Below are 14,338 nucleotides of genomic sequence, written 5' to 3'. Positions count from 1 at the left end.
GCAACGCTAACACGGAGCGCGCGACGCGGCTGTGAAGCCACTCACAGTCGTGCCGCGCGCCTCGCGCAACGAACAGCTTTCATCGCACTCTCGCGTGTTTGTGATCGCGAACCGACGCGTAGACACAACGAACACCTTCGGTATGTGAGCCAGATTACGTTCGCAATGCGGATTGCAGGCGTAATGAGCTGATGATGATCCAGCGTCGATTGGACCGCAGGCAATGCGCTGTTGCGGACGATGGGGACGGCCGACATGAATCTGTCGTTGATCGATTTGTCGTTGATTGACGTTCTCGGCTTCGTGGCGGCGCTCAGCGTTCTCGCGAGCTTCTGCATGACGACCATACTGGCGCTTCGTTCGTTTGCGTTGCTGAGCAACGTGCTTTTTATCGTCTACGGATTGTTGGCTCAGGTTTACCCGGTGTTTTTCCTGCACCTTGTGCTGCTGCCGGTTAACATCGCCAAGCTCCGCCGGCTTCAGATGGAGACCAGATCGCTGCCGGACCAGCGCAACGGCATTGAGCGGAACAAACTGCCTGCCCGATGAAACCAGGCAACACCCTCGCCCCGGTGCGAGAAGCCGCAAAATTGTCCGCCCGACGGACAAAAGCCCCGCTATTGCATGCTGGCGATGCCCTGACCCCCGCCCGCCGCCGGTAGACTTTTGCGCCTGCTGACGGCATCCTGCCCCTCGAAATCCAACTAAAACGCGCGCGGCTCCGCCCGCGCCCGGAAAACAAAGGGCAGGACATGATCAAGACGCGGTTCACCGAAATGTTTGGCGTTGAGCACCCCATCGTCCAGGGCGGGATGCAATGGGTCGGGCGAGCCGAGCTCGTCGCGGCCGTCGCCAATGCCGGCGCACTCGGCCTGATCACCGCGCTGACGCAGCCGACGCCAGAAGACCTGACAAAAGAAATAGCGCGCTGCCGCGGCCTCACCGACAAGCCGTTCGGCGTCAACCTCACCATCCTGCCCGCGATCAAGCCGCCGCCTTACGCGGAATACCGCCAGGCCATCATCGAGGCCGGCATCAAGATCGTGGAAACCGCAGGGAACAAGCCGCAGGAACACGTCACCGAATTCAAAAAGCACGGCATCAAAGTAATTCACAAATGCACCAGCGTCCGCCACGGGCTGTCGGCGGAGCGGATGGGCGTCGATGCGCTTTCGATCGACGGCTTTGAATGCGCCGGCCATCCCGGCGAGGACGATACCCCGGGCCTGATCCTGATTCCGGCGGCCGCCGACAAGATCAAGATCCCGATGATCGCCTCCGGCGGCTTTGGCGACGGCCGCGGCCTGGTCGCAGCGCTCGCGCTCGGCGCCGAGGGCATCAACATGGGCACGCGCTTCATGTGCACCAAGGAAAGCCCGATCCACCAGCTGGTGAAGGAGCGCATCGTCGCCAATGACGAGCGCGAGACCGAGCTGATCTTCCGCACCATGCGCAACACCTCGCGCGTCGCCAAGAACATGATCTCGACCAAGGTGGTGCAGATGGAAAAGGAAGGCGCAAAATTCGAGGATGTGCGCGAACTCGTCGCCGGCGCGCGCGGCAAGATGGTCTATGCCACCGGCGATGCCGATGAAGGCATCTGGTCGGCCGGCCAGGTCCAGGGCCTGATCCACGACATCCCGACCTGCGCCGAACTGGTGTCGCGCATCATGCGCGATGCGGAGGCCATCATCCGCAGCCGCCTCGAAGGAATGATGTCGGGCGCGACGCGTCAGGCCGCGGAGTAGCTCAGCTAGAGTTGTTATCCGTCACCCTGAGGCGGCCGTGCGCAGCGCGGCCCTCGAAGGGCGACCGCCACCAGCCGGGCCGCGCATCCTTCGAGGCTCGCTCCGCTCGCACCTCAGGATGACGGACGACGCCACCCAACTAGCCGAAAGAAAAGCCCATGAAAGCCTACGTGTACGGCGCCAACGGCGCTGAAATCACCGACGTCGCAAAGCCCTCGCCGAAGGGCACGCAGGTGCTGGTCAAGGTCAGCGCCTGCGGCCTCAACCGCGCCGATCTCGGCATGACCAAGGGCCATGTGCATGGCGCGGCCGGCGGCGTCGGCACGGTGCTCGGCATGGAATGGGCCGGCGAAGTCGCCGAGCTCGGGCCTGACGCCAGGGGCGTCAAAATCGGCGACAAGATCATGGGCTCCGGCGGCGCGGCGTTCGCGGAATACACGCTGGCCGATCACGGAAGGTTGTTTCGCGCGCCCTCCAACATGAATTTCGAGGAGGCTGCCACCCTGCCCGTCGCGCTCGCCACCATGCACAACGCTGTCGTGACCAACGGCGCGCTGCAGGCGGGCCAGACCGTGCTGATCCAGGGCGCCTCCTCCGGCGTCGGGCTGATGGCGATGCAGATCGCAAAATACAAGGGCGCCAAACTCGTGATCGGCTCCTCCACGGACGCGATGCGCCGCGGCCGGTTGAAGGAATTCGGCGCCGACCTCGCGGTGGATTCCTCTGATCCTGCCTGGGTCGATGAAGTGCTGAAGGCGACGGGCGGCGAAGGCGTCGACCTGATCGTCGATCAGGTCTCGGGCTCGGTCGCGAACCAGAACCTCAAGGCGACCAAGGTCAAGGGCCGCATCGTCAATGTCGGCCGGCTCGGCGGCACCCATGCCGATTTCAATTTTGATCTCCACGCCGCGCGCCGCATCCACTATATCGGCGTCACCTTCCGCACCCGCACCATCGAGGAAGTCCGCGAGATCTTTGACGAGGTCCGGAAAGACATCTGGCCGGCGGTGGAATCCCGAAAGCTGCAGCTGCCGATCGACAAGGTTTTTCCCTTTGCCGAGATCGGCGCGGCGTTCGCGCACATGGAAGCCAACAAGCATCTTGGGAAGATCGTGGTGACGATGTAGCGTCAGGGCATTGCCGTCTAGTTTGTCATGCCCGGCCTTGTGCCGGGCATCCACGTCTTGTCGGCGGGAGCAGCAAGAAGGACGTGGATGGCCGGGACAAGCCCGGCCATGACGAAAAATTGGTGCGCAATGCCACATTCCAAACCCCACACCATCCACGACGGCGGCCGCTACTTCGAAGGGCCGCGCTGGCATGCGGGGCGACTCTGGTTCGTCGACTGCATGGAACGGACGCTGCTCAGCCTTGCGCCCTCAGGCGAATGCCGGCAGCACGCGAAATTCGATGACACGCCGTGCGGCCTCGGTGTGCTGCCGGACGGCAGGCTGATCGTGCTGACGATGTTTCAAAAACGCCTGCTGGCCTTTTCCGACGGCGAGCTGTCGCTCTACGCCGACCTGTCCGACATCGCGACCGGCACGATCGACGACATGATCGTCGACGGGCTCGGGCGCGCCTATGTCGGCGATCTCGGCTTCGACCTGCCGCCGCCGCCGGATCGCGGCGCGCCCGGCCGCATCATCCTGGTGATGCCTGACGGCGCACGGCGCGTGGTGGCCGACGGTTTGCGGTTCCCCAACGGCATCGCGGTCTCGCCCCAAAACGACCGGCTCGTCGTGGCCGAGATGGATGGCGCGTGCCTTGCCGATTACGACATCGCCCCCGACGGCGGTTTGAAGCTTCGCAGCCGCCTCGGCAGCATGAAATCGCCTGACGGCATTTGCCTCGACGCTGATGGCGCGGTGTGGGTCGCGGCCTTCGAGGAGGACGCCTTCATCCGGCTGGACCGCGAGGGCCGCGAATTGCAGCGCATCGAAGTGCCCGGCCGCCGGGCGCTTGCCTGCGTGCTCGGCGGCCCCGAGCGCAAAACCCTGTTTTGCCTGAGCGCCGCAACGTCGTACGAGGAACTGCGGCAACGGAAGTCGTCGTCGCGGATCGATGCGATCGAGGTGGAGATTCCGGGCGCGGGTAATCCCTGAGCGCAGACGCGCGCACCGAACCAACGTTCAAGTGGGCCCGCAACCTGGGCCCTTGGATCAAACCACCGGAGTGGCGATTCTGTCCTTGAGCTCGGTGCAGGTCCTGCGGACCTCCGCCGTCATCAGCGAACAGTCCTCGATCTGAACGAAGATGCGCTTGGCCTCCTCGCGGTAGCGGGCTGCGGTTTCCCTCATTTCCTGGGTCACGGCGAGCGCATCGCGGGTCATCGCCTCGCATTGCTTGACGCGCTCGATCAGTTCCGCGCCCATCGCCTCGATGTCCTTCGCGGCAGCTTCGTATTCGCGCACAATGGCTTCCGCCGTCAGCTTGCCGATTTCCGTGGCCCCCTCGCGGTGCTCGACATAATCAGGCATCGACGCGGTGTCCGCCATCGACACGGTCGGCTCATGCACCCTTGGCGGCGCGAAAGTGACAGGCCGCCGCTCGTGAACCGGCGGACTTCTTCGAAACTCCGCTTCGATTTCGCCCTCCAGGTCAATGACGCTGGAAACACGCTCTACTATAGACTGTACCATCACTACTACTCCCTTTGTCCAAAAGTGAGTCTTCGTAATCGAGTTTAATCAGACTCCACCTCATTGGGCGCTGCGCGCCCGCGCTCTTGCTTGAGGGCAAAGAGAATATCGCCAAAATTCAAGCAGTTCTACTGCAACCGATACCCTTTGTTCACTATACGTTCCTACCCCTGAATCGCCGACTACGTTGCTCAACTTGGGTTCCGGCGGCACTGGATTTGCAGAAGCTCCTGCATTGCCCGCGAATGCCTTGCAGGCTTGCCGTGACCTTGGCGGCACGCGCTTCCCGGTTGCCGGACACCGCCGACCTTCAGCGAAACCGCGCCCGGCGCTGCCGCCTGGAACCACACCACGGGCAAGACATTGACCTTCCATGAAAATGGCCAAGGCAATCCGCCAGCAGGCAGCCACCGCGGAGCGGGTCGCGGCGAGCAGCGTTGACGCCGATGTCGCCGACCAGATGAAATCGCTGGCGCACGCCTTTCGAGCCCAGGCCGAGATCATCAAGAAGAAGCAGAAGAAAAAGAAGAAGAAATGAGCTTTTCCATCAAAGCCAAGTGCCAGCACGGCGAACTGATCCATCGCCGGAAGACTGCAGAAGCAGCGCTCAAGAAAGCGCGGGAAATGTCGCGAGCCGGCTGTTATGACATCTACATCACCACGCCACAGGGGCGGGATTACCACTCCTCCGAGTTCGCGGAGTTGCCTCGCACGCCCAAAGTGCGACCCGTTCGGCAATCGCATCCAACTCACAAGCCGGATACGCCGTGACGTGCTGGGGTCGATGACTCCGAATCCTTTGGCTCGCCCGCTGCGATGAGGAACCATTAGCCGGCTGATCGATTGGCTGGGAATGATCCGGAGTTCAAACCATGACCGACGACGCCCCCACTCAGCCGTTTATCTACGAAGGCCTGGATCCCGTCCCCGAATCCAAGTCCACGATCGAGGAAGTCTCTGACGCCGTCAAAGGCGCGGCCAGCCGGGTCGGCGACGCCATCGAGAACGGCCGAAAACCCGGCATGCCGCTAAGCATCCTTAGCAACATTGCACGTGAAGCTCCGCTCGGCTCTCTCCTGGTCGCCTTCTTGCTCGGCGTCGCGGTAGCCAGGCGGCGGTGAAGCAGGCAAGCTTTCGGCCATCAAAACCGGGGCACCGCCGTCACCACTACGCTGACCATCTATCTTCTTCGCGCCGGGCTTCGTCGTCGTTAAGGCGCTCAGCGACGTCGGCCGCGACAGCCGGATCGTCGGTGTCTGCGATGGGCGTGCCGTCCTGCTTCCTGATTTTCTCGCCATCTGCGTTGACTGGAAAATCGTCAGGCGTCAGCGGCTTTTTGTCCTTGGGCATCACATCCTCCTGAGACACCAATCGCGGCCTAATGGGTGTTGGACTTCTGCCACTTCTCCAGGTCGAGCTCGGTGTCGTCGTTCCTCTGCTCCTTTTCGGGATTGCCCTTCCAGGGCTTTTTGGTCTGGGAATGTGAGCCGCCGTCCGTTCGCTGACCGGGGTCGTCCTTTGGGGTTTCTTTGCTCATGGGGACCTCCAGCAGAGGCAACCGCCTGGCTGGTTATCGGTTCCGCGGCCCGGACCCAACTGCACGCTGAAGCATTGACCCGGCTTAAGTCTTGCAAGCTGGCTCCCAGGAGCTAACTCCCCGCCCGAGTATCGAGGCCGAGATGAAACTGTCGATCGAAGCTGAACTCGCCTACGCCTTTGCCAAGGACACCCAGATCATCGCCATCCTGGAAGCCTCGCACACGAGCGACCAGGTCATCTTGTCCGAGCTTCTCGACATTCAGCCTTCGGCGAAGATCTTATCCGACACCACCGCTTCCGGCGACCGTCGAATACGCGCCTCGCTTTCCGGCGATGTGACCATCCGGTACACGGCAACAGTCGAAAACAATCTGCGGCAATTGCTGCCGCCATCCGGAACGCGCCATCTTTGGTCCGACCTTCCCAGCGAGGTTCTGCCGTTCCTCCTGCCCAGTCGTTTCTGCCCGTCCGACAAGTTCATGCGGTTCGCTCAGCGTCAGTTCGGGGGGGCCGGCGACGGGGTCGCGCAGATCATGGCTATTCTGGAGTGGATCCATCGCAACGTCGACTATGTCGCCGGCGTCAGCAATGCCGAGACCACCGCCGAGCGGACGTTCGTTGACCGGGCGGGAGTTTGCCGCGATTTCACCCACCTCGGGATCACATTGGCCAGGGCGTTAGGTATCCCCGCGAGGGCGGTCAGCGCCTACGCCCTCCAACTAGACCCGCCGGATTTCCACGCCATCTTCGAAGTCTACATCGAAAACGGCTGGTGGCTCATCGACCCCACGCGACTGGCGCCGATCGAAGGCATCGTCCGTATCGGAAGCGGCCGCGACGCATCCGATATCGCGTTCCTCACATCGGACAAGCAATGCCAGGTTATCCGGCAGACGATCCAGGTTTCGGAAGTTTCATAGCTGGACAAGCGAGGCCGATCAGATCGCGCGATTTGGGGAACGAACGTACCTGACGACAGTTCATTTCAATGAGGAGAAAATTCATGGCTGACAAATCAACATTTACCGCCGACGAATGGAAAACGCTTCTGGAGAGCGTGATGGCACCCGGCCTTGCCGTAACGGCCGCCGAGCCAAGCGGGCTTTGGGGCCTGCTCCAGGAGAGTTTCGCGAGCGGAAAAATGCTGGCGAAGACGAAGATGGACACCGGCTCCAACCCGCTCATCAAGGCCGTGGTCGATGACTTCGCAACAAGCGAGGGGCGAGCCGTGGCGCGCGACGGTTTGAAGGAAAGCCTCAGCGGCAAAAAACCCTCCGAGGTCAAGACCGCCTGCATCGAAATCCTGCAAAAAGTCGACGGCGTTCTAAGCGCCAAAGCGCCCGGCGACGCTGCCGCGTTCAAGAACTGGCTGCGCGAGATCAGCGAAAATGTCGCCGAGGCATCCACCGAGGGCGGATTTCTCGGTATTGGCGGTGTTGTGGTCAGCGATACCGAGAAAGCGACGCTTGCCGAAATCTCCAGCGCGCTCAAGCTGCCGGCTTAAGCATCTCAATTGACCCGTTTCACCAACGGGCATTCGCTATTCGCCAGGTCGGAGTAGACCTCGCCGCTCGGAACTTTTTCAAGGACGTTCTAGTATTCCCAGGGCACCGTGACCTCCGACGGATCCTTCACCTGGACCAGGTAGAAGTCGTGCACGAGCTTGCCGTCCTCGCGCACCTTCGCGCCTCTGGCGTAGAAGTCGTCAACCGGCATCGCGCGCATTTTCTCCAGCACCGGATCCGTTGCATCGCTGCCAACCGCTGCGACGGCCTTCAGATAGTGACTGACGCCCGAGTAAACCGCCGCTTGCGGTGCCGTGGGCATGGTGCCGCGTACTTTGAAAAAGCGTTGGCCGAAGGCTCTGGTTTCGTCGTTGAGCGCCCAATACCACGCCGTGAGGGTCGTCAGGCCTTTTGCGATCTTCGGGCCCATGGCATGAACGTCGGTGAGGAACATCAGCTCGGCCACCGGCTTTTGCTTGCCCGTGTTCATGCCGAACTCGTTCCATTGTTTCATCAAGGTCACCAGCTGCTCACCGGCATTGGCGAAGGCGATGGCCTTGGCTCCGGAGGCCTGGGCCTGCAGGATGAAGGAGCTGTAATCCGCGGTGCCGATCGGGTGATACACGGCGCCGAGCGACTTGCCTCCCGTTGCCGCGAGCACGCGCTGCGACTCCAGCACCATGTTCTTGCCGAACGCGTAGTCAGCCGCGATGAAGAACCACGTATCGTAGCCCTGGCTGACCAGCGTACGGATCGGCCCCGACACCAGATTGTAGGAATCGTGAAGCCAGGCCAGGCCGTTTCGCGAACATTGCTTGCCGTTGAGTTCGGTGGTCGCCACCGCCGAATAGACCGCAATCTTGTTCTTGTCGCGGGTCAGTGACTGGATGGCGAGGCCAACGGCCGAGTTGGACACGTCGGCGACCATGTCGACGCCATCGACGTCGAACCATTTCCGGACAATGCCGACGCCGATATCAGGTTTGTTCTGGTGGTCGGCGGCTATGATCTCGACCTTGATCGACGGTACTAATTTCTGAAAGTCTTCCGCCGCCATTTTGGCGGCAGCGATCGAGCCCGGCCCGCTCAAGTCAGACAATGGACCGGTCTGGTCATTGATGACGCCGATCCGGACGACGCCACCGGAGAGTTCGGCCGCACGAGCGACCGGGAAGGATCCGATCAGTGCCCCGGAGAGCAAAACAGCAGCGACCTTGAACATCAATCTTCCCGGGTTCACGGAGCCGCTGCAGATCATGCAAGTACCTTTCCAAAAAATGGCGCCAAGTTTCCGGCCGTCTAATCAAAGGCTCATGCAGCCGTCATCGCTTTCGATTTGAGATTCAAGGCTGCCTTCTGGACCGCCGCCGCGCGCTTGCGAAGCCAGGGTTCGGCCTCACGGCGCATTTGGGAAAGCATCTCGGGCGGCGCATTCTGCACGGTGATATCGAACGGCGGCTGCGGCTGGTATTCCAGCATGAGCTGGAGTTTCTTCGCGACTTCTTCGCCGCAGAGCTCGGATGCGACCTGAAAGCCGAAATCAATTCCGGCGGTAACGCCACCGCCGGAAATGCGGTTACGGTCGATCACGACGCGTTGGTCGACCGCGATGGCGCCGAAGGCGGCAAGCTGCTCACTCATCAGCCAATGGCAGGCCGACTTGTATCCATCGAGCAGGCCGGCGGCGCCGAGGATCAGGCAGCCCGCGCAAACCGAGGTGACGTAGCGCGCCGATCCGCCCTTGTCGCGAACGAATGCAATGACCTCATCATCATCAAGGAAATCAACCAGCCCCGGGCCGCCACCGATGCAGAACACATCCAGATCCGGGCAGTCGGCAAACGTCGTGGTCGGCAGCAGCGGCAGGCCGACGTCGCTGATGACAGGTTCGATGCGCTTCCAGAGCAGATGCATGCGAACGTTCGGAAGGCGGGCAAAGACTTCGAAAGGCCCGGTGACATCCAGCTGGGTCATCCCGGGAAAGAATAGAAGTCCGATCTCGATCGGCTTGCCAGACATGCTGCACCCCTCTGTTGAACAAGAGGATGTTGACAGGCCAGCCAGTTTGCCGAAATGTCATAATACACGCATTTCCTGCCAAACCCTCACGAAGAGACTTCCTGACAAGGCCCGCTCATGGCTACGACCGCCCGCCGTCTGGTCTTCGTCCTGTTCGAGGATTGCCTGCTGCTCGACTTTGCCGGACCGCTGCAAGCCTTTGAGCTTGCCTGCGAAACATCAGAGGCCGGCCGCGCGCCCTATGTCTGGCAGATCTGCTCGTTGAAGGGTGGTCCGGTCAAAACCTCGTCCGGCCTGGAGGTGATGACATCCGCCCTCTCCGACTGCGACCGCACTGACATCGACACCCTCATCGTCGGTGGCGGCCCCGGCGTTCATCGTGCCGCGGCGAATTCCGCGCTGGTCGACTGGTTTCGTATGGCGGCGCCGAACGCAAGACGTGTCTGCTCCGTCTGCACCGGCACCTTTGTTCTGGCTGCCGCCGGCCTGCTTCACGGGCGGCGCGCGGTCACGCACTGGGGCTCGTGCGACATGCTGAAGGCGAAATACCCTGATGTTGCGGTTCTGGTCGATCCGGTCTTCGTGCACGACCGCGGAATCTGGACATCAGCGGGTGTGACGGCAGGCATCGATCTCGCGCTCACCTTGCTGGAGGATGATCTCGGCCACCGCGAAGCCATGCGCATCGCACGCCGCCTGGTCGTGTTCCTGAAGCGGCCCGGCGGGCAAGCCCAGTTCAGCGTGCCGCTGTCACTGCAATCGTCCGAAGACACGGCGTTCGAAAACATCTCGACCTGGATGCAGGACAATCTCCGCCGCGATTTGCGCGTCGAGAGTCTGGCCGAGCGCGTGGGCATGAGCCCCCGCACCTTCGCACGCGTGTTCCGGCAAAAGACCGGCCGCACGCCCGGCAAGGCCGTCGAAGAACTCCGCGTCGAAGCCGCCCGCAGGGCACTGGAAGAATCCGCAGCCCCCATCAAGGAAATCGCCGCGCGCGCCGGGTTTCAAAGCGAAGAGCATTTGCGGCGTGCGTTTCGGCGGAGGCTGAATGTGTTGCCGCAGGATTATCGGGTGCGGTTTTATCAGGGGCAGAGGCAGTGAGGGCGGATGGCAGATTAGCGTGACGTAATCCGCCATTTGTTTGAAAATGCAGCGGCGGACTACGCCTTTGCTCTACGCGCTGGTAGTATCCGCGTTATGAAGAATCTGTTCGTCGTCACCCACCCGGAATCTGTTCACCACGTCGAACACCTCGTGGGGGGCTGGTACGACACGGCATTGACCGCAAATGGCCGCGCGGCCGCGAAGCTGCTCGCGGAGCGTCTGTCATCGCTTGTCGGTGCTCAACAAACTGAAATCTACAGTTCCGATCTTCTTCGTTGCTCCCAGACGGCCGACATCCTCGCCGAGCGGCTCGATGGCCCGATTGTTCAGACGTCGGACCTGCGCGAGATCAGCTATGGAGCCGCCGAAGGCAAGCCGCAGGCCTGGCTCGACGCTCACCAGACCGCCGCCCCTGATGACAACCGCCTCGACCACCGAGGCGGCATCGAGAACGCCGAGACGCGTCGAGAGTTCGCAAATCGCATTTACCGGGCAACCGACATGATCGTGGATCGCCCATGCAGCACCCAGATCATCGTGACCCACGGTTTCGCCCTGACCTTCGTCGTCGCGGCATGGATCAAAATGCCGATCGACGCCGCCGGCTACGTAAACTTCGCAACCAAGCCGGGCAGCATCACCCATCTGCAGCAGGACCAGTTTTGGAAGAGCCGGACGGTGCGGACGCTCGGTGACGTCACACATTTTACGGATGGCGGGGATGGGATCGGTAGGGCCGATTAGCGCAGCGTAATCCGCCGTCTTGTTTAAACGCTCAGTTGTTACTTTACCGCTTTTTTGCGCTGCTTTCGTGCCGGCACCGTCTTGCGCAGACTTGCGCTTTTCTCCGTCAACTTTTGCTCAAGAGCCGGCACCACAAAGGCTCGATGCACGAAATGCTCCAGAATGTCGACCATTGTCGATAGGTCGGCCGGCGCTGGAATCCAACCTCGATGCATCGAGGCGCTACCAGCTTCTGTCAGAGTTTCGAGACGTTCTCGGTCAACGCCGTTAATGCGACCGGAAGACACCAACCCATCTAGTTTTCTTTCAAAGGTCAGATTAGGATCAACCCCGAGCAGTTCGGAGGCCATATCAAACACAGTTCTCACGCCGGCAGCTGCAAACCTCGCTAGGTCATTATCGAGCGCGACGTAGAGCTCCGACATAGCGCCATGAAGAGCATTGCCGTAGTCGCCGATAAAGCCCATCGGCGTGAACCAGTCCGGCATTTTCCGCTTCGAAATAGCAGGCCAGTATTCAATCGTCTCGTCGTACACCACAACGTCTTCTTGAGTGGCCACATCCCATTCGTGGCCGTATTCTTCGGAGAATATCTTTACGGTTTGACAGAAAACATGCTCGCACCCCCTGCACTGCAGAATGTACCAGTCGATCTTACCCCACACCATACCGCCAGCATCATCCCAACTCTCGACCGTGTGGCCTTTGATCTCGCAATTTCGTTCTCCACCGCAATTCGAGCAGAGCGCCTTCTTCATCATTGCTGGTTCTTGGTCCATATCAGAAGTCCCTATAGTAGGCTGGCGCAAAGAGGGGACATATCACACAGCCGGCAGCTATTTGCCGCCTTGTTTCATGCCGCGGGTAGTCCCGGTAGTCCCTCCGTTTCGCTTGTGAATAACCGGGACAATCGGCCATTCACCGGCAGGCCTCCCCGAGGCCGTGTCATCTTCAGCTCCAGGCGAATCAAAACGACAGGCCCGTCGATTCGGAGCAAGGCAATGACCGACGACCAATCAATTCCAGTCGTACAGCTTACAGTCAATCCGAGCGCGGTCGCTGCACCCATATACGCGGCGGCGGTAACATGCCGAGAGATCGTCGACTTCTATTTCGACGCTTTGGCAAAAGGAGATTTATCAAAACCACCACCGAACATCGCAACAAGCGATTTTAGGTTCGATATCAAAAGACCCAGTCTCTCGGCCGATGATAGGCGTTCGTTGCATCAAAGCTGGATTCTCGCGAAGGCGTTCCAAGATCTTATGCGCGGCGTCCGCGCGTCGCTCGAACAGGCATACTTGGTGATCGACCTGACCTCTCGTCGCCACACCGTGTCATCGTCATCAACAGTTGAAGACCTGACCTCGCCTATCTTGGAAAAAGCTGGAAAAAGGAATTTCCCTGACCTCTTGGCACGAGTGAATTCCAAGCTTTCCGAACCCCTAGCATTCGCACCCGCTTACCATAGCATGCAAAATGCACGGAACTGTCTTGAACATCGCGGCGGGATCGTTGGCAAGTCAGATGTTGACCCGCATGGTAATTTCGAGCTGAGATTTCCCCGGATGAAGTTTTTCTACATGCGTCACGGTGAAGAGATTGAGATCGAGTACGGAAAGCAAGTAGATGCCGACGACGGCAAGCCGGAGGTAGAGCTCTTCGGACGCTTTGATTTTCACTTGCGAAATTTCAAGCTACGCGATCAACTGGCTTTGACGGTTACCGACTTTAACGAGATCGCCTTCGCTTGCTACCATTTTGGCACCTTGCTTGCTGCGAGATTGCCCAAGCCGGCGTAGGACGGATTAGCGCAGCGTAATCCGCCATCTTGTTTTTAACGCTGAAGCACACGAATACATGCAAAAAGGGCCCGTCGAAGTTACGACGCCCGTGCGACTACTGTTCGAAGAATTGATGAGGTAACGCAATCCGCCACCTTGTTTGAATGCCGCGAATTGCGCCTTCTGCCTTACTCGCTGCTTATTCTTTTTCGGTGTGATCATGACTAGAAGCTACGATCCCAGTAAGATTCCCGTCTGCACCAAGTCATACTGGGAAAGACCGCCCAACCAAAACCAAGGGTCCCTCACTGAATCTAGCGTTCACGAGGCGGTTGGGAAAGCACTCTCGCGGTGGGAGATGCTAGAGCAGCAGGTCGCATGTATGTTTCTCGTTCTTACGGAAACACCCAATATGTCATACAGCCCGGTTAAACGGGCCTTCGGAAGAGTGGAGAGCGGGGGCACCCGTAGAAACATGATACTCTCCGCCGCTGAGGCCTATTTTGGCCAGCATTGGGAAGACAAAAACGTGCGGCTCTCATTCAGCCGCATATTAGAAGCGATTTCCTATGCTTCAAAACGCCGTGACGACATCGCCCATGGCATCGCCGAACAGCACATCATCGACGGGAGACATACCGGATGGTTCCTATACCCCGCCAATTATAATACGGAACGAACAAAACCGTGGCTGCGAGCGAGTGACGATGATGACGATCTTTTCTTTACATTCACAGACTACCGCTTCACGGCATCTGATATTCAAGAATTCGCTAAGAGATTTCGAGAATTGGAACTCGCTGTATTCAAACAAACTGGCCTTTTACCCAAGAGTGCCCACGGGGTGATACATTTTGTAAACGCAGTCAGCGACAATCCAGGAATATTTGGGTTACCTCCTCGATGAGGCGGAGGATCATTTTGTCGACCTATTGAGACTCTACACCTGCTTGAGCCGCAACAATCCTGCGGCAAACTTTGGGCTCGCGATCTGAGCTTGATCTATGTCGGGCGCGCCAGCTTCCGGAATCCTGTTTCCCCTCCAATCACCTGCCGCCATCCCGCCCCCCGGAAGCTCCTAGCCCGCCTGAGCGCAGCGGCGTGCCGGGGCGGTCCGACACTACATCCGGATGCCGCATCACTCATCCGGAGCACTGCCCACAACATCTAGCCCGACGAGGCTGGGCAAGAAACTCGGCTTTTTCGCGAGTTGATGTACGATTCTGATCATGACGAATCGCCCATTCAAGACC

At 60.0% G+C, this 14,338-nt stretch carries 19 protein-coding genes; 13 read left to right on the top strand and 6 right to left on the bottom strand.

The genetic code is table 11. The features are described from left to right. The first annotated feature begins 255 nt into the window (after positions 1 to 255). From JQ629_RS32620 to JQ629_RS32605, 4 genes are all read left to right on the top strand, one after another. Positions 256 to 549, top strand: a complete 294-nt coding sequence (locus tag JQ629_RS32620; protein WP_212416102.1) for a hypothetical protein — start codon at positions 256 to 258, stop codon at positions 547 to 549. Positions 550 to 752: 203 nt separating this feature from the next. Beyond that, the gene (locus JQ629_RS32615) at positions 753 to 1,748 is read left to right on the top strand and encodes an NAD(P)H-dependent flavin oxidoreductase (protein ID WP_212416101.1); all 996 of its coding nucleotides are present in this window, start codon (positions 753 to 755) and stop codon (positions 1,746 to 1,748) included. A 158-nt stretch (positions 1,749 to 1,906) separates the two neighbouring features. Further along, positions 1,907 to 2,875, top strand: coding sequence for a zinc-binding dehydrogenase (locus tag JQ629_RS32610; RefSeq protein WP_212416100.1), 969 nt, complete (start codon positions 1,907 to 1,909; stop codon positions 2,873 to 2,875). A 129-nt stretch (positions 2,876 to 3,004) separates the two neighbouring features. After that, positions 3,005 to 3,853: an SMP-30/gluconolactonase/LRE family protein gene (locus JQ629_RS32605; RefSeq protein WP_212416099.1), complete on the top strand. Its 849-nt coding sequence runs from the start codon at positions 3,005 to 3,007 to the stop codon at positions 3,851 to 3,853. A gap of 57 nt (positions 3,854 to 3,910) precedes the next feature. On the opposite strand, the gene JQ629_RS32600 is transcribed toward JQ629_RS32605, so the two are convergent. Next, complete coding sequence (locus JQ629_RS32600) at positions 3,911 to 4,390, bottom strand: hypothetical protein (RefSeq protein WP_212416098.1); 480 nt, start codon at positions 4,388 to 4,390, stop codon at positions 3,911 to 3,913. Between the two features lie 373 nt (positions 4,391 to 4,763). On the opposite strand from JQ629_RS32600, the gene JQ629_RS32595 reads away from it, so the two are divergent. From JQ629_RS32595 to JQ629_RS32585, 3 genes are all read left to right on the top strand, one after another. Then, positions 4,764 to 4,928: a hypothetical protein gene (locus JQ629_RS32595; RefSeq protein WP_212416122.1), complete on the top strand. Its 165-nt coding sequence runs from the start codon at positions 4,764 to 4,766 to the stop codon at positions 4,926 to 4,928. After that, entirely contained in the window at positions 4,925 to 5,161 is a 237-nt protein-coding gene (locus tag JQ629_RS32590) for a hypothetical protein (protein WP_212416097.1), read from the top strand. The genes JQ629_RS32595 and JQ629_RS32590 overlap by 4 nt, the downstream gene beginning before the upstream one ends. Positions 5,162 to 5,262: 101 nt before the next feature. Continuing rightward, positions 5,263 to 5,511 (top strand): hypothetical protein, encoded by a 249-nt coding sequence (locus JQ629_RS32585; protein ID WP_212416096.1) that lies wholly within the window; start codon positions 5,263 to 5,265, stop codon positions 5,509 to 5,511. 46 nt (positions 5,512 to 5,557) lie between these two features. Here the strand turns inward: JQ629_RS32585 and JQ629_RS32580 are convergent, their stop codons facing one another. Together JQ629_RS32580 and JQ629_RS32575 are read right to left on the bottom strand one after the other, a co-directional pair. Further along, positions 5,558 to 5,740, bottom strand: a complete 183-nt coding sequence (locus JQ629_RS32580) for a hypothetical protein (protein WP_212416095.1) — start codon at positions 5,738 to 5,740, stop codon at positions 5,558 to 5,560. A 28-nt stretch (positions 5,741 to 5,768) separates the two neighbouring features. Then, the gene (locus JQ629_RS32575; protein WP_212416094.1) at positions 5,769 to 5,927 is read right to left on the bottom strand and encodes a hypothetical protein; all 159 of its coding nucleotides are present in this window, start codon (positions 5,925 to 5,927) and stop codon (positions 5,769 to 5,771) included. Positions 5,928 to 6,069: 142 nt separating this feature from the next. On the opposite strand from JQ629_RS32575, the gene JQ629_RS32570 reads away from it, so the two are divergent. Continuing rightward, positions 6,070 to 6,849 (top strand): transglutaminase-like domain-containing protein, encoded by a 780-nt coding sequence (locus JQ629_RS32570; RefSeq protein ID WP_212416093.1) that lies wholly within the window; start codon positions 6,070 to 6,072, stop codon positions 6,847 to 6,849. A gap of 83 nt (positions 6,850 to 6,932) precedes the next feature. Further along, entirely contained in the window at positions 6,933 to 7,433 is a 501-nt protein-coding gene (locus tag JQ629_RS32565) for a hypothetical protein (RefSeq protein WP_212416092.1), read from the top strand. Between the two features lie 89 nt (positions 7,434 to 7,522). Here JQ629_RS32565 and JQ629_RS32560 read toward each other — a convergent pair whose 3' ends face one another. Further along, positions 7,523 to 8,656 carry an ABC transporter substrate-binding protein gene (locus JQ629_RS32560; RefSeq protein ID WP_249135426.1) on the bottom strand — a complete coding sequence of 378 codons (1,134 nt, stop codon included), beginning with the start codon at positions 8,654 to 8,656 and terminating at the stop codon, positions 7,523 to 7,525. An 89-nt stretch (positions 8,657 to 8,745) separates the two neighbouring features. Beyond that, positions 8,746 to 9,453: a DJ-1/PfpI family protein gene (locus JQ629_RS32555; RefSeq protein WP_212416091.1), complete on the bottom strand. Its 708-nt coding sequence runs from the start codon at positions 9,451 to 9,453 to the stop codon at positions 8,746 to 8,748. 117 nt (positions 9,454 to 9,570) lie between these two features. Between JQ629_RS32555 and JQ629_RS32550 the strand changes: the two genes are divergently transcribed. Further along, complete coding sequence (locus JQ629_RS32550) at positions 9,571 to 10,554, top strand: GlxA family transcriptional regulator (protein ID WP_212416090.1); 984 nt, start codon at positions 9,571 to 9,573, stop codon at positions 10,552 to 10,554. 96 nt (positions 10,555 to 10,650) lie between these two features. Next, a complete protein-coding gene (locus JQ629_RS32545) occupies positions 10,651 to 11,301 on the top strand; it encodes a histidine phosphatase family protein (RefSeq protein ID WP_212416089.1) in 651 nt (216 codons plus the stop codon). Between the two features lie 38 nt (positions 11,302 to 11,339). Here the strand turns inward: JQ629_RS32545 and JQ629_RS32540 are convergent, their stop codons facing one another. Then, entirely contained in the window at positions 11,340 to 12,080 is a 741-nt protein-coding gene (locus JQ629_RS32540) for a DUF4145 domain-containing protein (protein WP_212416088.1), read from the bottom strand. A 222-nt stretch (positions 12,081 to 12,302) separates the two neighbouring features. Here JQ629_RS32540 and JQ629_RS32535 point away from each other — a divergent pair, with 222 nt between their 5' ends. Both JQ629_RS32535 and JQ629_RS32530 read left to right on the top strand, forming a co-directional pair. Beyond that, complete coding sequence (locus tag JQ629_RS32535) at positions 12,303 to 13,103, top strand: hypothetical protein (protein WP_212416087.1); 801 nt, start codon at positions 12,303 to 12,305, stop codon at positions 13,101 to 13,103. A gap of 364 nt (positions 13,104 to 13,467) precedes the next feature. Next, positions 13,468 to 13,992, top strand: a complete 525-nt coding sequence (locus JQ629_RS32530) for a hypothetical protein (protein ID WP_212416086.1) — start codon at positions 13,468 to 13,470, stop codon at positions 13,990 to 13,992. Positions 13,993 to 14,338: the final 346 nt, after the last annotated feature.

The organism is Bradyrhizobium sp. AUGA SZCCT0222 (assembly GCF_018130205.1).
In the GTDB taxonomy this organism is placed as follows: domain Bacteria; phylum Pseudomonadota; class Alphaproteobacteria; order Rhizobiales; family Xanthobacteraceae; genus Bradyrhizobium.
Note: the sequence above shows the minus strand (reverse complement) of the source record. Positions and strands in the feature narration are given on the sequence as shown.